Raw genomic sequence first — 19,759 nt, forward strand, 5'->3', positions numbered from 1 at the left:
AGGTGGAACGCGCTGCAAAAACAGCGATGGTGGCTGTAGTTCAGCTGGTAGAGCACCAGGTTGTGATCCTGGGTGTCGCGGGTTCGAGCCCCGTCAGCCACCCCGAATATGCCCCCGATGCACTTAGTGCGCCGGGGGCTTTGCGCTGCCGTCGCTAAACTCCTCCCAGCCCAGGTTCCAATACCCCAGGCCGTCCCAGCCGGGAAGAGTGTCTCCGTCGGAATTGACCACCTCGACGGGGTCGCCCCGGCGCACGGTTTCCTGGTACCACTTGGCGTCCTCCGTGCTCGCGTTGATGCAACCGTGCGACTGGTTGTATTCGCCCAGCGCGGCGGTGGCCCACGGCGCGGCGTGGACGTAAATGCCGGAGTAAGAAAGCTGCGTCGCGTATTTCACGGGCGTCTTGTACCCGCCGGCGTCGAGGCTGAGCCCGTATGTGGTGGAATCCATCACCATCGACTCGGTGCGGTCCCCCACAACGTAGGTGCCCGACGGGGTCGCCCACCTGCCTGGCCGCCCGAGCGAGACGGGGAAGGAGCGCAGGACCTCCCCGTTGCGCGTGACCGTCAGCGTTTTGGTGGCGTTGTCCACGGTGGTGAGCACCTCGTCGCCCACGGTAAACGACATCGTGGAGGAGTCGGCCCCGTAGATCCCGCCTCCGAGATCACGACCGTAGACGTCCGCGGTGACGGTGACGTCGGTGCCCGGCTGCCAGAATTCCTTCGGGCGCCAGACGGCAACGTTGGCGCTCTGCCAATAAAAGCCGCCTTCGCTGTCGTTCGACGTGTCCACCGTGATGGCGCGCTCGGCCTTCTTCTTGTCCGCCGGGGCGTAGGTGAAGTGGATCGGGATGGCCTGGCCCACGCCGACCTCGGCACCGTCGGCAAGGCCGAAATACACGGAGGTCTGGGCGTTCGGCACCACGGTGGTGAAGCTGCGATCGAGGGAGTTGCCAGCGCGGTCTTTGCCGACAAGCGTGTACGTGCGCCCGTAGCCCAACGGCTCGGCGGTCTGCCACTGCGTCATGTCGTCATTAAACGAGCCCTTGACCACCTTGCCCGACTCATTCGTCATCTGGACGGCGCGGATTCCCGCTTCCGCGTCCACCACGACGGGTTCCGACGGCGACACGCCCTTGGCGCCGTCCGCCACCGAGACGACGGGGGCTGAGAAGGAGGTTGTTGTCTCGGACGCGACGCTCTCTACGTGTCCACTGTCCGCCCGCCCAACGTCACCGGCCGTGCATGCGGCCACAGAGAGCCCGAGGGCCATGGCCGTCGCGGCAGCTGCGAGGCGCACCCCATTCGGCATCACACTCATATTCACCCGGCTTTCTCGCCCGGCGCGAAACCGGACAACTGCAATCTTACCCCTACCCTATCGCCTGTCCGGACAAAACCGTCAATGCCGACACTCCCACCCAGATCTCGCCCTGACCTGCCGATTTCACCCTCCATGTCGGCGGATGCTATATTTCTCTTCGTCGCAAACACGGCAGCGGGGTGGCCCGGAAGGGGCGCACACTGCAGACGTGAAGGGCATGCGCCATTAGCTCAATTGGTAGAGCAACTGACTCTTAATCAGTGGGTTCGGGGTTCGATTCCCTGATGGCGCACAGTAAACCGCAGGCCGGAGAGGATTTCCTCCCGGCCTGTCGCCATGCGGGGGTAAGTTTAACCACTATGACAACCCACCAGACAAACACCGCTCTCGTCGTCGTCGACGTGCAAAATGACTTCTGCCCCGGGGGCGCTCTCGCCACGGCGCGCGGCGACGACGTCGCGCGGGCAATCGCCGAACTCCTCGAGCGCGATCACTCCTATTCGCACGTTCTTGCCACCCAGGACTGGCACATCGACCCGGGCGCCCACTTCTCCGACACCCCCGATTTCGTGGATTCGTGGCCTGTGCACTGCGTCGCCGAATCTGAGGGTGCGCAGCTTCGCTCCCCCATCGACCCTGCACGCATCGGGGCGTACTTCCGCAAGGGCGAGTACAGCGCTGCCTATTCGGGGTTCGAGGCCGCCAATGAGGGTGTCCTGCTGGGTGACTGGCTGCGCGGCGAGGGCATCTCCGCGATCGACGTCTGCGGCATTGCCACGGACCACTGCGTGCGCGCCACCGTTCTCGACGCCTTGCGCGAGGGATTCGCCGTGAGAGTGTTCTCCCACATGTGCTCTCCCGTCGACGACGCCCGTGGCGACGCCGCCCTGGAGGAAATGCGGGCAGCGGGCGCCGAGGTGCTGTAGCTGAAAAAAGCCCCCGCGAACCGGCGGGCGGTTGTCGCGGGGGGCGTGCGGTAGTCCGAAGGGCTAGCGGCGGGCCAGGAGGCGCTGCAGCTCTTTGAGCTCCTTCTTGCGCTTGCGGCCGTTGAGCATCTTGATGCCCACGAGGACAGTGACGCCGACGCCGATGCCGGCGAGGACCTTCTGCACGGTCTCGTCCTGGAACAGGCCGGCGGCCTTGCCCTTCGCGTTGTCCGCGATCGTGGACGGGTTAGCGCGGTGGGCGAGCTCGTCGAGGGTGCTGGCGAGCTGGTTGCGGGTGCGCTCGATGTCGCGCTCGATGTCGTTGATGTCTCGTGCCACGGTGTTGTTCTCCTACGTCTGCGCTTGTCTAATCCAAAACAATCTTGCTCCCACATTAGTGTAAAAACGGGAAGCATGACCGAAAACACTCGTTTGGAACAGGGCGACGTCGCACCCCCCTTCAGCCTCGTCAACGACTCTGGCGCAACCGTGTCCCTCGCGGACTACGCGGGGCGCAGGGTGCTCGTCTATTTCTTCCCGCGCGCAAACACCCCCGGCTGCACCACCGAGGCGTGCGAGTTCTCGGAAAAGCTCAGCGACTTCAACGACGCCGAGGTGGACGTCGTCGGCATCAGCCCGGACTCCCCGGAGGCGCTGGCGAAGTTCCGCGCCGACCACGACCTGAAGATCGAACTGCTCTCCGACCCGGAGAAGTCCGTCATGCGGGCCTGGGGAGCGTACGGCGAAAAGCAGAACTACGGCAAGACGGTCGTGGGAGTCATCCGGTCGACGTTCCTCGTCGGCGCGGACGGCACTATCGAGCAGCTTCAGTACAACGTCCGCGCTTCCGGGCACGTCGGGCGCATTCTGCGCGATTGGCCGGTGTAGGCGGCAGCTCTCAGAACAGTCCTGCGGCCGAGGACGCCAGCGCGGACAGGGGCGCCGAGGATTGGGCCAGCGGCCCGAGAATGCTGGTGAGGACGTTAATGATCGGGTCCCACAGTATCGGCGGAAAGAGCGCGGCGAGGCTAGTTGACATGTAACGTTTCCTTTTCTCGGAAGATGTAAGAAAGAGTCCTCCCCTTAATCCACATTTCGAAGTGGATGCGTTGCAAGAAAGTCGGGCACCATGACGCCTCCTCCCCTCCGTAGATTCCGCACCGGCGCCCGAACAGCGCTCGCCTGCGCCTCACTCATGGCCGCGGCAGCCGTAGTGGCCCCGCCCCCGCGCACGCGCTGAGCTCCACCGCGGGGATTCTGTCCTCCCTGTCCACGCAGTCGTCTCTGTCGTCGGGAGGTTCCTCCGCCGTTTCCGTCGCCGGCGACGACGCCCCGCTGGTGACCTGGGAGCGCCCGGGTCCGCAACCGGCGCAGATCCGTTTCGAGCCCTCGCGCCCGCTTAGCGACGACGAAACGTGGGTCCTGGGCAACGTCCCCGGCGTCGAATACGCCGAGGCCTACTCCCCTGCGATGAACATGAACGTGAACATGCTCATTGCCCGCCCGGAGGATCCGGTGCTGCGCGAGGATGCCCCCACGATCTACCTGCTCAATGGGCTGATTGGCGGCACCGGGTGGTTCCAGTTCACCGACGCAGTGGACTTCTACACGTCCCGGGGCGTCAACGTCGTCATGGTCACGTCGGGGGCGTTTTCCTGCTACACCAACTGGATCCAGGGCAACGACCAGTGGGACACGTTCCTCGCGGGCGAGCTGCCCCTCGGGCTGGAGCCCGTGCTCGGCGCGAACGGCAAGCGGGCCATTATGGGCGTGTCCATGTCCGCCACGTCCGCGCTCTCCCTCGCGCAGAACAACCCGGGCACCTACGACGGCGTCGCGTCCATCTCCGGCTGCGCCTCCACGACGAGCCCGCTGGGCAAGATCGCGGCCGACGAGGTGTTCGCGTCCGCGCACATTCCGCTGACGTTCGAGGACGTCTGGGGCGACCCGCAGGGCGACTACGCGCGCTACTACGACCCGATGCTCAACCTGCGGAAGCTCTCCGACGAGTTCCAGGGTAAGGACGTCGCCATCTTTATCTCGTCGACAAGCGGGCTCGCGGGCTCGGAGTCGCTGACCACCACGAACGACGTGGCCCCGGGCGATGTGGAGCAGGCGATCAACTTCGTCACCGTTGGCGGACGGATCGACATCGGCGCCAACGTGTGCACGCACGTTCTGCACCAGCGGATGACCATGCGCGGCATCGACCATGTGGCCAGGTTCTACCCGCAAGGCACGCACAATTGGAACTCGTTTAAGTGGGCCGTGCCTGATTCGTGGCCGACGCTCGCCCCGGCGCTGGGCAAGCAGCCGCTGTAAAGGTATTCCCAACTGTATACTGTCGCGCATGGTCACCGCCGACACCACGCTACCCGGCCGCTCCGGCGCGCAGTACCTCACCCTTGCGCTGGCGTTTTTGGCCTTGTTCCTCATCCCCCCGTTCCTCGCGGTGAGCATGAGCGCGGAGGCGACCACCGCGACGCTTCTCGTCTACCTCCCGGCCGCCTCCGTCGCCCTCGGGCTTGTCGACGCCGCGTGGTTCCGCTTCACCTGGTCCTTCCCCGCCATCGCCGCCGCCATTTTCTGGGTGTCCACCCTGATGATGTATAACCCCGGCACGTGGATCTACGCCGTCGGGGTCTTCGTGCTGTGCGCCTTGGGCGGCGCGGCCGGGCGCGCCCTGCGCGGCGGGGCGAGGTAGCCGTGGAGGTGTGGGCGCTCGAGCACCCGGAGCTCGGTGCCATCCGAGTCGAGCGCGGGTACGACGCCGAGTTCACCGATCTCTACCCCGACTGGCCCACCCCCGCCGAGGGTGACATTCGCGAGATCCGGCACACGCCAACGGAGGCGTCGATACGCGAGCGGCTGTCCGACCTCAGCGCCAACCCCCCGATGCGCCTGCAGGTGAGCGTGGCCGGGCGCGTCGTGGCGCGCTACTTAATGGTCTCCTCCGGCCGCATCCCCCTGACCGAGCCCAGCCGCGAGATGCGCGGCAGCTTCGTCGTTTCTGACCGCTCCAGACCGCACCTGAGCATCGAGGCGAACTTCTTCGACGACCTGCTGAGCGTGGACTACCGCGAAGGCCCCACCGTGGTGGAGTTCGACCCGCCGCCCGGCAGCCGCGGGGAAAAGCGCCGGCGTGAGATGGAATCGAGCGCGTTCAAGCGCGTTGTATACCCGCTGGCCACTGGCCTGGGCAAGGGCGGGTGGGCCTTGGCGGCGCTCATCCTGGGCCCCATCGTCGGCCGGGTGATCGAAAGAATCGTCGATTGGCTGCGCCAATTCGTCCCCGACGTGGAGGTGCCGGGCATCTACCTGCCGGTGCCGCAGCTCCCGCAGATTTACCTGCCCACACCCCGCGTGCCGTTCCCGGAGATCGCCTGGCCCCAGCTGCCCGCCTGGCTCCTTTTCCTGCTGGGGTACTCCAAGATCTGGGTCCCCGTCCTCGCCGGCCTCGTCGTCGGGGTGCTGGCCATCCGCAACCACCGGAAGTCCGAGCGGGAGAAGGAGCGCTGGGGCAAGAATAACGGTGCGCCCGGGGAGACTTGAACTCCCACGTCCGAGGACACTGGAACCTAAATCCAGCGCGTCTGCCAATTCCGCCACGAGCGCGTGCAAGCCAACATGTTACATGGCGGTCCCTACCCCACAGGAATCGCGCCGGAGGCATCATACTTTTGATGGACTGGGCAACTTGGTAGAGTGTTTCGTTGTGAATGAACCCCACGAGCCACAGAAGCGGTCCCGCATCCGGGTCCGCGCCTGGCACATCGTGCTCCTCATTCTCGCGGTCGTGACCTCGTTACTGCTGGCCTACTGGCAATGGACGCGCTACCAATCCGGCTCCGGCACCTTCCAGAACCTGGGCTACGCTCTGCAATGGCCGTTCTTCGGGGCGTTCTTCGTCTACGCCTACCGCGCCGGCATCCGGATGGAAAACGAGAAGATCGACGCCGTCAACGCGGGAGACGCCCTCGACGAGCTCTACCAGGCGGATCTCGCCCGCTACGGACGCGACGACGCGGACGCACCCACGGAGATCGACGCCGATATCCTGCCTCCGCGCCCGGAGCTCAATGTGGAGGAGTTCAACGAGCTCAACCGGCCGCGCCGCGGACTACGCCCCGATGAAGAACCCCAGAAAGGCACCTCATGACCACCCCGCAGAGAATCCACCCGGAACGCCAGCGCCGCGTGAAGAACGCACTCACGATCTTTTCCGTCACGGCGTGGATCACGGGCACCCTGCTCCTGCTGCTCGTGGTGCGCATGGTGATGCAGTACCTGCTGAACATGGACGTCAGCGCTTTGGAATGGGTCGCCCGCGTGCACGGGCTCGCGTTCATCGCGTTCCTCATGGCGTCGCTCAATTTGGGCACGAAGGCGCGGTGGTCCGCCGTCGAGTGGCTGACCACCGCGCTGTCCGGCGTGGTGCCCCTGATGTCGTTCTTCGTCGAGGCCAAGCGCCGCCGTCAGGTCACCCAGACCTTCCAGCTCGCGGGGTAAGACCCGTTTGCCAGGCTATTTCCCGGCCGCGCGAGTGAGCACGATCGTGCCAAACCCCTCGGCCTGGCCGTTGTCCGGGTTCAGGGTCAGCGTGTCGCCGTTGAGCTGGGAGGTGTAGTTGAGGTCGCGGCCCGTCTTCGGATCGACGAATTGGAAGTCCTCGCCGTCGCGCTCGCACTTTGCGTCGTTGACCTCGCCGGTCGCCTCGGTCACGGTCCACTCGCAGTCCCCGCCGTCGAGGATGATCTCGGCCGTCGCCTGGCCCTTCGACGCGTCGGCCGGGGTGGCCTGGCCCGTCCAGGTGCCGTCGTAGTCATTCGAGGAGCCGCACGCCGCGAGAAGCGTGCCGGTGGCGAGGATGGTGGCTGCTGCGGTGATCGTCTTGAGAGTCATCATTCTTTCACTGTAGCGTGAACAGCGTCTCAGGCGCGGGCAGAGCCCGCAAGGGCGGCAATGCTGGGCGCGAGCCCCCGCAGCGCGCGGGCCCGGTGCGAGCGCGCGTTCTTCTCCGCGGCGCTCAGCTCGGCGGCCGACTTCCCACCCGCGTCGCCCGGCGCGAAGATCGGGTCGTAGCCGAAGCCGTTTTCCCCGCGCGGCGCTCGCAGGAGCGTCCCCTCCCAGCGCCCCTCCGCCGTGAACTCGTCGCCCGCCGGGGTCACCAGCGCGCAGCAGGACACGAACGCGCAGTCGCGCAACCCGATATCGGACATCTGGGCCAGCAGCAGCGCGTTGTTCGCGTCATCGTCGCCGTGGGTTCCCGACCACCGGGCTGAGAGCACCCCTGGCATCCCCCGCAACGCGTCGACGGCCAGGCCGGAATCGTCCGCCACGCACGCCAGACCCGTCGCCGCCGCCCCCGCGCGCGCCTTGATCAGTGCGTTGTCCGCGAATGTTAGCCCATCCTCTGTGGGCTCCGGGTAGGGCTCCACATCGCGCATGGACACCAGCTCCACCCCGCCAATCCCGAGCTCGGCCAAAACGGCCTCAAGCTCGCGCAGCTTCTTCGCGTTGCCCGAGGCCACGAGTATCTCTACCACCCCAGCGCCGCCTTCTGGGCGTCGATAAGCTCGCGGCAGCCCTTCTCGGCCACGTCGAGCATGGCGGCAAGCTCCGCGCGGCCGAACAGGCCGTGCTCGCCGGTGCCCTGGATCTCCACGAAGTCGCCGCCCTCGCGCATGACCACGTTGAGGTCGACCTCGGCTCGGGAATCCTCCTCGTAGGGCAGGTCGAGGGCGACGTGGCCGTCGATAAGCCCGGCGGAGACTGCCGCGACCGGGGCCAGCAGCGGCTCCCCGGGGACCAGCCCGCGCTCGGTGAGAAACGCGATGGCGTCGGCGAGTGCGACGTAGGCGCCGGTGATCGACGCCGTGCGGGTGCCGCCGTCAGCCTGTAGGACATCGCAGTCGAGCTGAATCGTGTTCTCGCCCAGCTGGGTGAGATCCACCGCGGCGCGCAGCGAGCGCCCCACAAGCCTTGAAATCTCGTGCGTGCGACCCTTGACCTTGCCCTTCATGGACTCGCGCGGCATGCGCTCGTGCGTGGCCGACGGCAGCATCGCGTACTCGGCGGTGAGCCACCCCTCGCCCGAATCCTTCTTGAAGCGCGGCACGCCGACCTCCACCGAGGCGGTGCACATGACGCGGGTGTTGCCGAACTCCACGAGCACGCTGCCCGCGGGGTTCGAGGTGAAGCCGCGGGTGATGCGCACCGGGCGCATCTCGTCGAAGGCGCGGCCGTCGTTGCGGGTGAACACAGTCCCAGTTTCAGTCATGCCAGCAAGGGTACTAGAGGTCGAAAACGTCCCCCGCGGCGCCGAGGAGAATCTCGCCGTCGAACTCGCTGCGCGCGGCGTTGAGCGTCGCCTCCTTGTCCGCCCACGGCTGAATGTGCACCAGCACCAGCGTGCGCACGCCCGCCCGGCGCGCGATCTCGCCCGCCTGCGCCCCGGACAGGTGCATCCCGTCCGGCTTCCCGTCGTGGGACGGGCCCCACGCCGCCTCGCAGAGGAAGATGTCGGCGTCGCGTGCGGCGTCGACAAGCGTGTCCGTCATCCCGGAGTCGCCGGAAAAAGCGATCACCGCGCCCGCGGGGTCTTCCACCCGCAGCGCGTGCGACTCCTTCGCCGTGTGATCCACCGGCACGGGGGTAACCGTCAGGCCCTCGATGTCCACCGGGCGGTTCGACTCCCACGGGCGAAAGTCGAAGGTGTCGGTGATGTCGTCTACCTCGTCCGGACCGTCCGCCCCCATCCGGCCGATATGCAGCGCGGTGTGGGAGGGGCCGAACATGAAGTGGCGGCGGCTGGACGGGGCCGTCGGGTGGTAGCGGCGCCACACCAGAAGCGACGCCGCGTCGGAGCAGTGGTCCGCGTGGAGATGGCTGAAAATGACGTGCGTGTCGGACGGGTCGGAGACCTCCTGCAGGGCGGCCAACGCACCCGGGCCGCAGTCCATCAGGATGCCCGGGCGGTCCGGCACCGTGATGAGGTAGGACGATCCGGGGTTGCCGGGCGCGCTGAGGCTGCCCGAGCACCCGAGAATGGTCAATTTCATGGGAACACCATGCCACGAAAACGCCGCGGAATCGAACCGGGGCGCACTCCCCGGCGCGCCGCTACCGCGCCGCGCGGCCCACGGCCGTGATCTGCGGGCCGAGGATGCGCCCCGCCAGCCGGTTGAACGCCTCCGGGTCCCCGGTGGACTCGAACACCCGCGTAGGCTCGGCCCCCGCCGGGGCCAGCATGTCGTTTTCCGTGAGGACGCGCAGCACGTCCTTGGTGGTCTCCTCCGCCGACGACACCAGCGTCACGCCGTCGCCCATCGCGAGCTGGATCACGCCCGAGAGCAGCGGGTAGTGGGTGCAGCCGAGAACCAGCGTGTCCACGCCGGCCGCCTGCAACGGCTCGAGGTAGCCCTGCGCCACGCCGAGGATCTGCCTGCCGGACGTGATGCCGCGCTCGACGAACTCCACGAACGCCGGGCACGCCGCCGCGCTCACCTCCAACCCGGGTTTGAGCGAGAACAGGTCCTGGTAGGCCCCGGAGTTGATCGTGCCGGTGGTGCCGATGACCCCAACCCGGTTGTTGCGGGTGGCGGCAATCGCGCGGCGCACGGCGGGCCGGATGACCTCCACCACCGGGACGTCGTAACGCTCGCGGGCGTCGTGCAGGAACGCGGCCGAGGCCGTGTTGCAGGCGATAACCAGCATCTTCGCGCCGCGGTCCACGAGCTCGTCGGCAATGCGCTGGGCGTGGGCGCGCACGTGGGCGATGGGCTGCGGGCCGTAGGGGCTGTGTGCGGTATCGCCGATGTAAATGAGCGATTCTCCGTGCAGCTGGTCCATCATCGCGCGCGCCACGGTCAGGCCACCTACACCGGAGTCAAAAATGCCGATGGGAGAGGAGTCAGACACGCCGCTGCCCCTTCAATGCCTGGCGCTGGGCTCTGCGATGCGCAAGCTCCGGGGGATCGTCGGAGGTAATGAGCATGCCGGCGATAATCCCGCCGATCGCGCCGAACAGGTGCCCCTGCCAGCTGACCCCCGGCGTGCCCGGCAAAACGCCCCAGATCAGGCCGGAGTAGAAGAAGCCGAGCACCACACCGAGGGTGATCTGCTGCCACGAGCGGTTGAAAAACCCCCGGACAATCAGGTAGGTCAGCCACCCGTAGACCACGCCGGACGCGCCGATGTGGTTGGTTCCGATCCCGCCGACAAACCACGTGCCCAGCCCCGCGGTCACCGCCGCGATGATGGTAACCTCCCAGAACACCCGTGACCCCGAGTAGCCGATGAGGAAGCAGAACACCGCACCCGGGATCGAGTTGGAGATCAGGTGGTTGATGTCCGCGTGCAGGAACGGGGCGGTGACAATGTGCAGCAGCGCGCTCGGATCCAGCGGGTGGATGCCGAAGTAGTTGAGGCCACCCCCGAACAGCAGCGCGTTGAGGAAGAACACCGCCCACAGCACCGCGAGGTAGCCGAAGGCGAATCGCAGGCCGGTGCCGCGCTTCTGCGCCCGCGTCTTCGCGTATTGGCGCTGCGGCGGGGCGAGCGGTCCGCCCGGAACGGGCATGCGCGGCGGGTAGGAGGACCCGACGGCGGGGGGCCTGCCGAAGCCGCCGCGCGGCGCGGGGTTGGGGTAGGGGTTGTTGTACGTCATCCCGAACGAGCCTACGCGCCTAACCCATCATGGCTGCCAGCAGCGAGTCCTGGCAGAAGGCCAGCCAGTCCAGCAGCGTCTCCCGGTCCTGCGCCTGGGCCTCTCCCCCGCGGTCGTCCTCGGAGACATAGAGGCGCATGTCGTTGAGCGCCGCAACGAAGCGCTGCGCATCCGCCTCGTCGATGGAGACGTCCACGCCCCCGGTCGGGCCGAGGGCCTCGTTGACCACTTGGAGGTTCATCAGCTTGGCCCTGATGATGTCGTTTTCGTGCAGGCTGCGCAACAAGCCGTTGTCGCCGTCGAACTCCTCATCCCCCTCCATCTCGAAATCGGGCAGGAGCCGGCGCAGCTTCGGGTCCTCCGGCGCCTGGGAGTGCCCGGTGGACAGGCCCATCATCTCGCCGAACTCGTCCTTCGGCGCGGACTGCGCCCGGGCGATGAGCGCCTCGGACACGGTGGCGGTGAGATCCCCGATGACCTCGCGTTCCAGCGGATCGAACCGGGTGGTGTACTTCACGCCTGAGCGCATCAGCCCCTTCTTGCGCTTCCAATTGTCCATGCCGTAGCCCCCTTACCCGGCCTGCTGCATCGTCGCCCAGAGCCCGGCGGTATGCAGCTTCTTCACGTCGCCCTCCACCTTGTCCTTCTCGCCGGAGGAGACGACGGCCTTGCCCTCGGTGTGCACCTGCATCATCAGCTCATTGGCCCGCTTGCGGTCGTAGCCCAGGACGGTCTGGAACACGTAGCTGACGTAGCTCATCAGGTTGACCGGGTCGTCCCACACGATGCACATCCAGGGCAGGTTCTCGCTCACGACGACGTCGACGTCGAGCTGTTCGTCCAGTTCCGGGGACGCCAGCGGCGACCCCATGACGCTCGGATGTGACGAACCTGTACGAATCATGGGGCCAACTTTACCCGCTCGCCGTCTCATGCGCGCAGGCGGCGGGTACGCTGTTGACGCATGACCGACTTTGAGCCCACACCGCATGACTCGACGGCGTTTTTGACCGACATGTACGAGCTGACCATGCTCGACGCCGCGTTCAAGGATGGAACGGCCGAGCGCCAGTGCACCTTCGAGGTGTTCGCCCGCAAGCTTTCCGACGGCCGCCGCTACGGAGTCCTCGCCGGCACGGCCCGCGTGCTGGACGCGGTGTGCAAATTCCGCTTCACGGAGCAGCAACTCGCCTCCGCCGAGTTCCTCTCGGAGCGCACGAAGGACTACCTGCGCAACTACCGCTTCTCGGGCCAGATCGACGGCTACCGAGAGGGCGAAATCTACTTCCCCTACTCCCCCTTGATGACGGTGCGCGGGACGTTCGCGGAGTGCGTGATCTTAGAGACGGTGATCTTGTCCATCTTGAACTCGGACTCCGCCGTCGCCTCTGCCGCCTCGCGCATGGTCACCGCCGCGCAGGGGCGCCCCATCATCGAGATGGGTTCCCGCCGCACCAACGAGCACGCGGCCGTGTCCGCGGCCCGCGCCGCCTACATCGCCGGGTTCTCCTCCACCTCGAACCTGGAGGCGGCGCTGCGCTACGGAATCCCGAAGTCGGGCACGTCGGCCCACGCCTGGACCCTGCTCCACGTCGGCGCCGACGGCACGCCGAACGAAAAGGCGGCGTTCCAGGCCCAGGTGGACAGCCTCGGGCCGGACACCACGCTTCTGGTGGACACCTTCGACATCACCCAGGGCGTCGCCAACGCCCTCGAGGTCGCGGGCACGGAGCTCGGCGCGGTGCGCATCGACTCCGGCGACCTCGGCATCGTCTCCCGCCAGGTGCGCAAGCAGCTTGACGACGCGGGCGCGGTCAACACCAAAATCGTCGTCTCCTCCGACCTGGACGAGTTCGTCATCGCCGGCCTGCGCGGCGACCCGGTCGACGTCTTCGGCGTGGGCACCTCCGTGGTCACGGGCTCTGGCGCCCCCACCGCCGGCATGGTGTACAAGCTGGTCGAGGTGGAGGGGCACCCCGTGGCGAAGCGCTCGCGTGGCAAGATCACCTACGGGGGCACGAAGTCAGCCCAGCGCGCCTACCGCGCCTCGGGCGTCGCGGTGGCGGAGCTCATCTACCCCTCGGGCGGGGAGATCACGCACAATCCGTCCCTGTCCTACCGCGAGATGGTTATCCCCTTGATCCGCGACGGGGAGATCGTGGAAAACCTCAATGACCTCGAGCAGACCCGCGATTACCTCGCCCTGGCCCGCACCACCCTGCCGTGGGAGGGCCTGGCCCTATCCCGGGACGAACCGGCGATCCCGACCCGTTTCGTGGGCTTCCCTGAGCCCACGGAGTAAGCGCCCGTGAGCGACCAGCCCCTAACGCAGTCCACCGAGGAACTCCTCGCCGCCGCCGTGACCGCTCTCGGCGGCGCGCGGCGCCCCGGCCAGATAGCCATGGCGAACGCAGTGACCACCGCGCTGGAATCGCAGCGCCACCTCGCCGTCCAGGCGGGCACGGGCACCGGGAAATCGCTGGCCTACCTCGTGCCCGCGATCCGCCACGCCCAGGCCACCGGCGGCACCGTGGTGATCTCCACCGCGACGATCGCCCTGCAGCGCCAGCTCATCGAGCGCGACCTTCCCCGGCTCGCCGACGCCCTAGAGCCGCTGCTCCAGCGCCGCCCCACCTTCGCGATCCAGAAGGGGCGCAACAACTACGTGTGCCTGCACAAACTCTCGCTCCCCTCCGACGTGCCGGAGGCGCTGATCGAGGAGGACGACATCTCCTGGCTCGGCCGCCACGTCAAGCGTGTCAACGAGTGGGCGCAGGGCACAGAGACCGGCGACCGCGACGACTTGGAGCCCGGGGTGCCCGACCTCGCTTGGCGGCAGGTCTCGGTCACCTCCACCGAGTGCCTCGGGGCGTCACGCTGCCCGCACGGCGAGGACTGCTTCGCCGAGCTGGCCCGGGAGCGCACCCGCGAAGCGGACCTCGTGGTGACCAACCACGCCCTGCTCGCCATCGACGCGCTGGCGGACACCGCCGTGCTGCCCGAGCACGACGTGGTCATCATCGACGAGGCCCACGAGCTCGACGGGCGCATCACCTCCGTGGCCACCAGCGAGATTTCGGCCCGGGCGCTGACCATGGCGTCGAGACGCGCGGACAAGCTCGGCGCTAAGAAGGGCGCCCTCGAATCGGTCGCGGACGACTTCTCCGCGGCCCTGAACCTCGAGGAGCCCGGCCGGTGGGAGAACATCTCCGACGCCGCCCGCGGCGGGTTCGTGGCGGTGCGCGACGCCCTGTGGCGTACGCGCGAAGCCATCGGCGCAAGCCCCGACGGGGAGGCGCAGAACCAGCCGGAGACCTTCGCCGAGCGGGAGAACCTGAAGAACCACCTCACCGACCTGCACGACGCCATCGTCCGCATCCTCGGTATCTTCGACGAGGACGACCCCGCCAAGCACACCGACGTGGTGTGGCTAACCCGGTCTGACCGGTACGGCGATTCCGTGTCCGTCGCCCCGCTGTCCGTGGCGTCCCTGCTGCGTGAGCGCCTCTTTGGCGAGCACACCGTGGTGCTCACCTCCGCCACGCTCACCATCGGCGGCAATTTCAGGGCCGTCGCCGCCGCCTGGGGGCTTCCCGACGGCGCCTGGGACAGCATGGACGCGGGCACACCGTTTCATCCCCGCTCCTCCGGCATCCTGTACACCGCCGCCCACTTGCCGACGCCCGGGCGCGACGGGCTGGCCGACGACACCCTCGACGAGATGGCCGAGCTGATCACCGCGGCCGGCGGCCGCACCCTCGGCCTGTTCTCCTCGCGCCGCGCCGCCGAGCAGGCCGCCGAGGCGATGCGCGCGCGCCTCCCCTTCGACATCTACGTCCAGGGGGAGGACTCCACCGGCGCGCTCGTGAGCAAGTTCGCCGCCAACGAGAACGCGTGCCTGTTCGGGACGCTGACACTGTGGCAGGGTGTCGACGTTCCCGGGCGCGCACTGTCGCTCGTACTCATCGACCGCATCCCTTTCCCCCGCCCCGACGACCCCCTCCTCCAGGCTCGCTCGAAAGCCGCGGACGCCGCCGGCCGCTCCGGGTTCATGGAGGTCTCGGCGACCCACGCCGCGCTGCTCATGGCGCAGGGGGCGGGCCGCCTCCTGCGCTCCGTGGACGACCGCGGCGTCGTCGCCGTCTTGGACAACCGGCTGGCGACGAAACGCTACGGCTCCTTCCTGCGCAAGAGCCTGCCCGACTTCTGGGAGACCGCGGACCCCGAGGTCGTCCGCGGAGCCCTGCGCCGCCTCGTCGCGAGCTAGGCGCGCTCCCCCAGGGCCACGCGGCCGTCGATACCCGCGGCCTCGTTGGCGTAGTCGATCTCCTCGCGCGGGATGCCCAGGATGTAGAGCACCTCGTCGAGAAACGGGTGGTTCACGCTCGCGTCGGCCACCTCGCGCAGGGCCGGCTTGGCGTTAAACGCGATGCCGAGACCGGCCACGCCGAGCATGTCGATGTCGTTCGCGCCGTCTCCCACGGCCACCGTCTGCGACATCTTCAGGCCCGAGTCCTCCGCGAACTCCGAGAGAAGCCGCGCCTTCGCCTGCCTGTCGACGATCTCCCCCACCACGCGGCCCGTCAGCTTCCCGTCCACCACCTCGAGGGTGTTGGCGCGCACGTAGTCTAGGTCGAGCTCCGTGGCGAGCCCCTCCAGGACCTGGATAAACCCGCCGGACACGACAGCCGTGCGGTAGCCCATCGAATTGAGGGTGCGGATGGTCGTGCGCGCGCCCGGGGTCAGCTGGATGTCGGCGGCGACGGCGTCGATCACGGAGGCGTCGAGGCCCTCCAGCGTGGCCACCCGTTCGCGCAGTGACTGCTCGAAGTCGAGCTCGCCGCGCATCGCACGCTCGGTGACCTCGGCCACCTCGGCCTCCTTGCCGGCGTGGGCCGCCAGCATCTCGATGACCTCCCCGGTAATGAGGGTGGAGTCGCAGTCGAAGCACACTAAGCGCTTCGCTCGGCGGTGCAGGCCGGCGTGCTCCATGGCCAGGTCCACACCCAGCTCCCTGGACAACTCCGCGAGGGCCTCGCGTGCCTCGCGTCCCCCGCCGGGGGCGTAGTCCGGCAGAGTGACCCGGAACTCCAGACCCGTCACCGGGTAGTTGGAGATCCCGTTGATACGGTCGATGTTCGCGCCGAAGCCCGCGAGGGTGGCCCCGAGGCGGGAGACCTGCTCCGCCTGCACGGGGTTGCCGAGCATCACGATGACGTGGGTGGACCGCGGCCGGGACACGCCGCGCGCCTCTGCTCCCGTTTCGATGGTCACGCGCTGCCCGAACTCCCACAGACCCGCTCGCAGCTCGCGCTCGAGGTCTGTCAGCTTCAACGGATCCATGCCCACGAATGTTGAGAGCATGAGGCGGCCGCGGAAGTCGACCTGGGAGACGTCGAGCAGCTGGACGCCGTGGTTGGCCAGCACGGTGAAGAACGCGGCGGAGACACCCGGGCGGTCGGGGCCGGAGGTTGTGATGACGGCATGCTTGAGTCCCTGCTGGAGTTCGACCTCGAAAGCGGGCATTGGGTGGTCCTTCTGTCAGTGGGCGTCGGGAGAGGTTAACGGTGCTCATGCTACCCAACGGCGCTCACCCTGCGTTCGACCGGAACGGACAAACCGGGGCGCGAGAGACCGCGTAGCGCCTTCCGGTCGAACACGCACCGGCGGGGACATACAGCAAAGACCCCCACCCGTGAGGTGGGGGTCCTCTACTCGTCAGTCAGATGCGTTTGATTAACCGCGCAGGTCGTTGATCTGGTTCTGCGCCTCATCCTTGTTGCCCGGGGAGTCGAACTCGTGGCTCGAGCCCTTGTAGGTGGTCGGAGTGCCGTCGCTGTGGCCCACGTGGGCCTCACGACGCAGGCGGCCGACCATGTGCGGGTAGTGCAGCTCGAACGCGGGGCGCTCGGAGCGGATGCGAGGCAGCGAGGTGAAGTTGTGGCGCGGCGGCGGGCAGGACGTTGCCCACTCGAGCGAGTTGCCGTAACCCCACGGGTCGTCCACGGTGACGAGCTCACCGTAGCGCCAGGACTTGAACACGTTCCAGATGAACGGCAGCATGCCGATACCCAGGATGAAGGCACCCACCGTGGACACCTGGTTCAGGAAGGTGAACCCGTCGGTGTCGAGGTAGTCCGCGTAGCGGCGCGGCATGCCCATGTTGCCCAGCCAGTGCTGGACCAGGAAGGTCATGTTGAAGCCAATGATGGTGAACCAGAAGTGGATCTTGCCCAGGCGCTCGTCCAGCATGCGGCCCGTCATCTTCGGGAACCAGAAGTACACGCCTGCGGTGGAGGCGAACACGACCGTGCCGAACAGGGTGTAGTGGAAGTGCGCCACCACAAAGTAGGAGTCGTGCAGGTGGAAGTCCAACGGCGGGGCGGCGAGCATGATGCCCGTCAGGCCGCCGAAGAGGAAGGTGAACAGGAAGCCCATCGCCCACATCATCGGGGTCTCAAACGTGATGTGGCCGTTCCACATGGTGCCGACCCAGTTGAAGAACTTCACGCCCGTCGGCACGGAGATGAGGAACGTCATGAAGGAGAAGAACGGCAGCAAGACAGCGCCCGTGGCGAACATGTGGTGCGCCCACACCGCCATGGACAGGCCCGCGATGGCCAAGGTTGCGAAGACGAAGCCGATGTAGCCGAAGATGGGCTTGCGGGAGAAGACCGGGATGATCTCGGAGATCACGCCGAAGAACGGCAACGCGAGGATGTAGACCTCGGGGTGGCCGAAGAACCAGAAGAGGTGCTGCCACAAGATGGCGCCGCCGTTGGCGGTGTCGAAAATGTGCGCGCCGAGGAGGCGGTCGTACAAAACGCCCAGAGCCGCTGCGAGCAGGAGCGGGAAGACCATCAGGGCGATGATCGAGGTGACGAAGATCGTCCAAGTGAACACAGGCATGCGGAACATGGTCATGCCCGGCGCGCGGAGGGTCAGCACAGTGGTGAGCATGTTGACCGCGGAGGCGACGGTACCGACACCGGTGGCGCCCACGCCGATGATCCACAGGTTCGCAGAGACGGACGGCGTGTGGGTGGCGTCGGCAAGCGGCATGTACATGGTCCAGCCGAAGTCGGCGGCGCCGCCCGGGGTGAGGAAGCCGGCGAGCATGGCCACGACGCCGACCTGGGTGACCCAGAAGCCGAAGGCGTTCAGGCGCGGGAAGGACACGTCCGGCGCGCCGATCTGCAGAGGCAGCACGTAGTTGGCGAAGCCCCAGACGATCGGCGTACCGAAGGCCAGCAGCATCACGGTGCCGTGCAGTGTGAAAAGCTGGTTGAACTGCTCGTTGGAGAGGAACTGCAGGCCGGGGCTGAACAGCTCGGCGCGAATGAGAAGCGCCATCAGGCCGCCCACGAAGAACCACACGAAGGACATGATGATGTAGAGAATGCCCAGTTCTTTGTGGTCGGTCGTGGTCAGCAACTTGTAAAACTTGGAGCCCTTACGGGCGTTACCCGTGGGCTCCGGACGTACCGGCGGGACGTAGCTGTCCAGCCTTGGCGCCACTGCGGTCATGCGATCCTCCTGACTGACGGCCCCTAGGCCCGCCGCTCCCGGTTACCCGGGCGCCGGCGAACCACTGGTGCCACAACTGATACCGACTCATCATAAGCCACAGGCACATGGAATTTCCAGCCCTCACAGCCCGGGCCAAGTCGGTTACTGCCGTCCGCGCGCCCGAAAGACGGCGCGCCCTCCCCTCCCGCCCGCTTTGCTCCTGCTCGGGCGGGCGACGGCGCCCTGCGGCGGGCCGGGGGCATCTTTCGCTCCCCCACCCCGAACGAGTTAGTCCGTGGCCCCCCGGAAAGCGCCCCCGTTAAACGCCCCCGGTTAGAAGTCCCAGTCGTCGTCCTCTGTGTCCTCTGCCTTGCCAATGACGTAGGAGGACCCGGAACCGGAGAAGAAGTCGTGGTTCTCATCGGCGTTGGGCGACAGGGACGCGAGGATGGAGGGCGATACCCGGGTCTCGTCCTGCGGGAAGAGACCCTCGTAGCCCAGGTTGTTCAGGGCCTTGTTGGCGTTATAGCGCAGGAATCGCTTGGCATCCTCGGTCCAGCCGAGCGGGTCGTAGATGTCCTCGGTGTACTGCGTCTCGTTCTCGTAGAGGTCGTAGAGCAGGTTGAAGGTGTAGTCCTTCAGCTCGTCGCGCGCCGCCTGGTCGAGCTCGAGCTGGCCGCGCTGGTACTTGTAACCGATGTAGTAGCCGTGGACGGCCTCGTCACGGATGATGAGGCGGATGATGTCCGCAGTGTTGGTCAGCTTGGAGTGGGAGGACCAGTACATCGGGAGGTAGAACCCGGAGTAGAAGAGGAAGGACTCCAGCAGCGTGGAGGCGACCTTCTTCTTGTGCGGGTTGTCGCCCTCGTAGTAGCTGAGGATGATCTTGGCCTTGCGCTGCAGGTTCTCGTTCTCCTCGGACCAGCGGAAGGCGTCGTTGATGGCGGGAGTGTCCGCCAGCGTCATGAAAATGTTGGAGTAGCTCTTCGCGTGCACGGACTCCATGAACGCGATGTTGGTGTAGACGGCTTCCTCGTGCATGGTCTTGGCGTCCGGCAGAAGGGAGACGGCGCCGACGGTGCCCTGGATGGTATCCAGCAGCGTCAGACCCGTGAAGACGCGCATGGTGGCCTGCTTCTCGTAGTCATTCAGCGTACGCCACGAGGGGATATCGTTGGACACGGGCACCTTCTCGGGCAGCCAGAAGTTGCCTGTCAGGCGGTCCCAGACCTCGAGATCCTTCTCGTCGGGGATGGTGTTCCAGTTGATCGCCTTGACGGGTCTAGCGTGCGATTCCAGGTAGTTGTCATACTCTTCAGTCACACGGCCCATA

The 19,759-nt window shown here is 67.0% G+C and carries 23 protein-coding genes and 3 tRNA genes; 11 read left to right on the forward strand and 15 right to left on the reverse strand.

What is annotated here, in order from left to right:
* Positions 1–29 precede the first annotated feature (29 nt).
* Positions 30–102 (forward strand) — tRNA-His (locus BLS40_RS05765).
* Positions 103–123: 21 nt separating this feature from the next.
* Here the strand turns inward: BLS40_RS05765 and BLS40_RS05770 are convergent.
* On the reverse strand, positions 124–1,320 hold the full coding sequence (locus BLS40_RS05770) for a L,D-transpeptidase (RefSeq protein ID WP_231908394.1): 1,197 nt from the start codon (positions 1,318–1,320) through the stop codon (positions 124–126).
* 222 nt (positions 1,321–1,542) lie between these two features.
* Between BLS40_RS05770 and BLS40_RS05775 the strand changes: the two genes are divergently transcribed.
* Positions 1,543–1,615, forward strand: a tRNA-Lys gene (locus tag BLS40_RS05775).
* A gap of 67 nt (positions 1,616–1,682) precedes the next feature.
* Positions 1,683–2,249: an isochorismatase family protein gene (locus tag BLS40_RS05780; protein WP_092149947.1), complete on the forward strand. Its 567-nt coding sequence runs from the start codon at positions 1,683–1,685 to the stop codon at positions 2,247–2,249.
* A 63-nt stretch (positions 2,250–2,312) separates the two neighbouring features.
* On the opposite strand, the gene BLS40_RS05785 is transcribed toward BLS40_RS05780, so the two are convergent.
* Positions 2,313–2,588: a DUF3618 domain-containing protein gene (locus BLS40_RS05785; RefSeq protein ID WP_092149950.1), complete on the reverse strand. Its 276-nt coding sequence runs from the start codon at positions 2,586–2,588 to the stop codon at positions 2,313–2,315.
* A 75-nt stretch (positions 2,589–2,663) separates the two neighbouring features.
* Here BLS40_RS05785 and bcp point away from each other — a divergent pair, with 75 nt between their 5' ends.
* Positions 2,664–3,137: a thioredoxin-dependent thiol peroxidase gene (gene bcp, locus BLS40_RS05790; RefSeq protein WP_092149953.1), complete on the forward strand. Its 474-nt coding sequence runs from the start codon at positions 2,664–2,666 to the stop codon at positions 3,135–3,137.
* A gap of 10 nt (positions 3,138–3,147) precedes the next feature.
* On the opposite strand, the gene BLS40_RS10960 is transcribed toward bcp, so the two are convergent.
* Entirely contained in the window at positions 3,148–3,288 is a 141-nt protein-coding gene (locus BLS40_RS10960; RefSeq protein WP_157672445.1) for a hypothetical protein, read from the reverse strand.
* Between the two features lie 299 nt (positions 3,289–3,587).
* On the opposite strand from BLS40_RS10960, the gene BLS40_RS05795 reads away from it, so the two are divergent.
* From BLS40_RS05795 to BLS40_RS05805, 3 genes are read left to right on the forward strand one after another with little or no spacing between them, the layout of a single operon-like run.
* On the forward strand, positions 3,588–4,571 hold the full coding sequence (locus BLS40_RS05795; protein WP_092149956.1) for an alpha/beta hydrolase: 984 nt from the start codon (positions 3,588–3,590) through the stop codon (positions 4,569–4,571).
* A 28-nt stretch (positions 4,572–4,599) separates the two neighbouring features.
* Entirely contained in the window at positions 4,600–4,953 is a 354-nt protein-coding gene (locus tag BLS40_RS05800) for a hypothetical protein (protein WP_092149959.1), read from the forward strand.
* Positions 4,954–4,955: 2 nt separating this feature from the next.
* Entirely contained in the window at positions 4,956–5,801 is an 846-nt protein-coding gene (locus BLS40_RS05805; protein WP_092149962.1) for a hypothetical protein, read from the forward strand.
* Here the strand turns inward: BLS40_RS05805 and BLS40_RS05810 are convergent.
* A tRNA-Leu gene (locus BLS40_RS05810) sits at positions 5,783–5,864 on the reverse strand. The two genes, BLS40_RS05805 and BLS40_RS05810, sit on opposite strands and share 19 nt — an antisense overlap.
* 100 nt (positions 5,865–5,964) lie before the next feature.
* Between BLS40_RS05810 and BLS40_RS05815 the strand changes: the two genes are divergently transcribed.
* Both BLS40_RS05815 and BLS40_RS05820 read left to right on the forward strand, forming a co-directional pair.
* Positions 5,965–6,408 (forward strand): hypothetical protein, encoded by a 444-nt coding sequence (locus BLS40_RS05815; protein WP_092149965.1) that lies wholly within the window; start codon positions 5,965–5,967, stop codon positions 6,406–6,408.
* A complete protein-coding gene (locus BLS40_RS05820) occupies positions 6,405–6,758 on the forward strand; it encodes a DUF3817 domain-containing protein (RefSeq protein ID WP_092149968.1) in 354 nt (117 codons plus the stop codon). Before BLS40_RS05815 ends, BLS40_RS05820 begins: the two co-directional genes overlap by 4 nt.
* 15 nt (positions 6,759–6,773) lie before the next feature.
* On the opposite strand, the gene BLS40_RS05825 is transcribed toward BLS40_RS05820, so the two are convergent.
* The 8 genes from BLS40_RS05825 to clpS form a co-directional block, all read right to left on the reverse strand.
* Positions 6,774–7,154: a hypothetical protein gene (locus BLS40_RS05825; RefSeq protein WP_231908395.1), complete on the reverse strand. Its 381-nt coding sequence runs from the start codon at positions 7,152–7,154 to the stop codon at positions 6,774–6,776.
* A 26-nt stretch (positions 7,155–7,180) separates the two neighbouring features.
* Positions 7,181–7,795 (reverse strand): RdgB/HAM1 family non-canonical purine NTP pyrophosphatase, encoded by a 615-nt coding sequence (gene rdgB / locus BLS40_RS05830; RefSeq protein ID WP_092149974.1) that lies wholly within the window; start codon positions 7,793–7,795, stop codon positions 7,181–7,183.
* Complete coding sequence (gene rph, locus BLS40_RS05835) at positions 7,789–8,529, reverse strand: ribonuclease PH (protein ID WP_092149977.1); 741 nt, start codon at positions 8,527–8,529, stop codon at positions 7,789–7,791. The genes rdgB and rph overlap by 7 nt, the downstream gene beginning before the upstream one ends.
* A 13-nt stretch (positions 8,530–8,542) precedes the next feature.
* Positions 8,543–9,310, reverse strand: a complete 768-nt coding sequence (locus BLS40_RS05840; protein ID WP_092149980.1) for an MBL fold metallo-hydrolase — start codon at positions 9,308–9,310, stop codon at positions 8,543–8,545.
* Between the two features lie 61 nt (positions 9,311–9,371).
* The gene (gene murI, locus BLS40_RS05845; RefSeq protein ID WP_092149982.1) at positions 9,372–10,169 is read right to left on the reverse strand and encodes a glutamate racemase; all 798 of its coding nucleotides are present in this window, start codon (positions 10,167–10,169) and stop codon (positions 9,372–9,374) included.
* Complete coding sequence (locus tag BLS40_RS05850) at positions 10,162–10,917, reverse strand: rhomboid family intramembrane serine protease (protein ID WP_092149984.1); 756 nt, start codon at positions 10,915–10,917, stop codon at positions 10,162–10,164. The genes murI and BLS40_RS05850 overlap by 8 nt, the downstream gene beginning before the upstream one ends.
* Before the next feature lie 19 nt (positions 10,918–10,936).
* Positions 10,937–11,476, reverse strand: a complete 540-nt coding sequence (locus BLS40_RS05855) for a DUF2017 domain-containing protein (RefSeq protein WP_092149986.1) — start codon at positions 11,474–11,476, stop codon at positions 10,937–10,939.
* A gap of 12 nt (positions 11,477–11,488) precedes the next feature.
* Complete coding sequence (gene clpS / locus BLS40_RS05860; protein WP_092149989.1) at positions 11,489–11,788, reverse strand: ATP-dependent Clp protease adapter ClpS; 300 nt, start codon at positions 11,786–11,788, stop codon at positions 11,489–11,491.
* A gap of 93 nt (positions 11,789–11,881) precedes the next feature.
* On the opposite strand from clpS, the gene BLS40_RS05865 reads away from it, so the two are divergent.
* Positions 11,882–13,219, forward strand: coding sequence for a nicotinate phosphoribosyltransferase (locus BLS40_RS05865; RefSeq protein WP_092149992.1), 1,338 nt, complete (start codon positions 11,882–11,884; stop codon positions 13,217–13,219).
* A gap of 6 nt (positions 13,220–13,225) precedes the next feature.
* Positions 13,226–15,184 carry an ATP-dependent DNA helicase gene (locus tag BLS40_RS05870; RefSeq protein ID WP_092149995.1) on the forward strand — a complete coding sequence of 653 codons (1,959 nt, stop codon included), beginning with the start codon at positions 13,226–13,228 and terminating at the stop codon, positions 15,182–15,184.
* Here BLS40_RS05870 and serB read toward each other — a convergent pair.
* The 3 genes from serB to nrdF form a co-directional block, all read right to left on the reverse strand.
* Positions 15,181–16,443, reverse strand: a complete 1,263-nt coding sequence (gene serB / locus BLS40_RS05875; RefSeq protein WP_092149998.1) for a phosphoserine phosphatase SerB — start codon at positions 16,441–16,443, stop codon at positions 15,181–15,183. The two genes, BLS40_RS05870 and serB, sit on opposite strands and share 4 nt — an antisense overlap.
* A gap of 210 nt (positions 16,444–16,653) precedes the next feature.
* Positions 16,654–18,444 carry an aa3-type cytochrome oxidase subunit I gene (gene ctaD / locus BLS40_RS05880; protein ID WP_092150001.1) on the reverse strand — a complete coding sequence of 597 codons (1,791 nt, stop codon included), beginning with the start codon at positions 18,442–18,444 and terminating at the stop codon, positions 16,654–16,656.
* A 315-nt stretch (positions 18,445–18,759) separates the two neighbouring features.
* Positions 18,760–19,758 carry a class 1b ribonucleoside-diphosphate reductase subunit beta gene (nrdF, locus tag BLS40_RS05885; protein ID WP_092150004.1) on the reverse strand — a complete coding sequence of 333 codons (999 nt, stop codon included), beginning with the start codon at positions 19,756–19,758 and terminating at the stop codon, positions 18,760–18,762.
* Between the last annotated feature and the right edge of the window lies 1 nt (position 19,759).

The sequence above is a fragment of the Corynebacterium mycetoides genome, assembly GCF_900103625.1.
Taxonomy (GTDB): Bacteria; Actinomycetota; Actinomycetes; order Mycobacteriales; family Mycobacteriaceae; genus Corynebacterium; species Corynebacterium mycetoides.

What these genes read in the sequence shown, in the direction of transcription:
- BLS40_RS05865 (WP_092149992.1), top strand. Translation starts at nt 11,882, where the DNA reads ATGACCGACTTTGAGCCCACACCGCATGACTCGACGGCGTTTTTGACC.
- BLS40_RS05820 (WP_092149968.1), top strand. Translation starts at nt 6,405, where the DNA reads ATGACCACCCCGCAGAGAATCCACCCGGAACGCCAGCGCCGCGTGAAG.
- rph (WP_092149977.1), bottom strand. Translation starts at nt 8,529, where the DNA reads ATGACTGAAACTGGGACTGTGTTCACCCGCAACGACGGCCGCGCCTTC.
- BLS40_RS05825 (WP_231908395.1), bottom strand. Translation starts at nt 7,154, where the DNA reads ATGATGACTCTCAAGACGATCACCGCAGCAGCCACCATCCTCGCCACC.
- clpS (WP_092149989.1), bottom strand. Translation starts at nt 11,788, where the DNA reads ATGGGGTCGCCGCTGGCGTCCCCGGAACTGGACGAACAGCTCGACGTC.
- BLS40_RS05770 (WP_231908394.1), bottom strand. Translation starts at nt 1,320, where the DNA reads ATGAGTGTGATGCCGAATGGGGTGCGCCTCGCAGCTGCCGCGACGGCC.
- BLS40_RS05800 (WP_092149959.1), top strand. Translation starts at nt 4,600, where the DNA reads ATGGTCACCGCCGACACCACGCTACCCGGCCGCTCCGGCGCGCAGTAC.
- bcp (WP_092149953.1), top strand. Translation starts at nt 2,664, where the DNA reads ATGACCGAAAACACTCGTTTGGAACAGGGCGACGTCGCACCCCCCTTC.
- serB (WP_092149998.1), bottom strand. Translation starts at nt 16,443, where the DNA reads ATGCCCGCTTTCGAGGTCGAACTCCAGCAGGGACTCAAGCATGCCGTC.
- BLS40_RS05840 (WP_092149980.1), bottom strand. Translation starts at nt 9,310, where the DNA reads ATGAAATTGACCATTCTCGGGTGCTCGGGCAGCCTCAGCGCGCCCGGC.
- BLS40_RS05850 (WP_092149984.1), bottom strand. Translation starts at nt 10,917, where the DNA reads ATGACGTACAACAACCCCTACCCCAACCCCGCGCCGCGCGGCGGCTTC.
- BLS40_RS05855 (WP_092149986.1), bottom strand. Translation starts at nt 11,476, where the DNA reads ATGGACAATTGGAAGCGCAAGAAGGGGCTGATGCGCTCAGGCGTGAAG.
- nrdF (WP_092150004.1), bottom strand. Translation starts at nt 19,758, where the DNA reads ATGGGCCGTGTGACTGAAGAGTATGACAACTACCTGGAATCGCACGCT.
- ctaD (WP_092150001.1), bottom strand. Translation starts at nt 18,444, where the DNA reads ATGACCGCAGTGGCGCCAAGGCTGGACAGCTACGTCCCGCCGGTACGT.
- BLS40_RS10960 (WP_157672445.1), bottom strand. Translation starts at nt 3,288, where the DNA reads ATGTCAACTAGCCTCGCCGCGCTCTTTCCGCCGATACTGTGGGACCCG.
- BLS40_RS05780 (WP_092149947.1), top strand. Translation starts at nt 1,683, where the DNA reads ATGACAACCCACCAGACAAACACCGCTCTCGTCGTCGTCGACGTGCAA.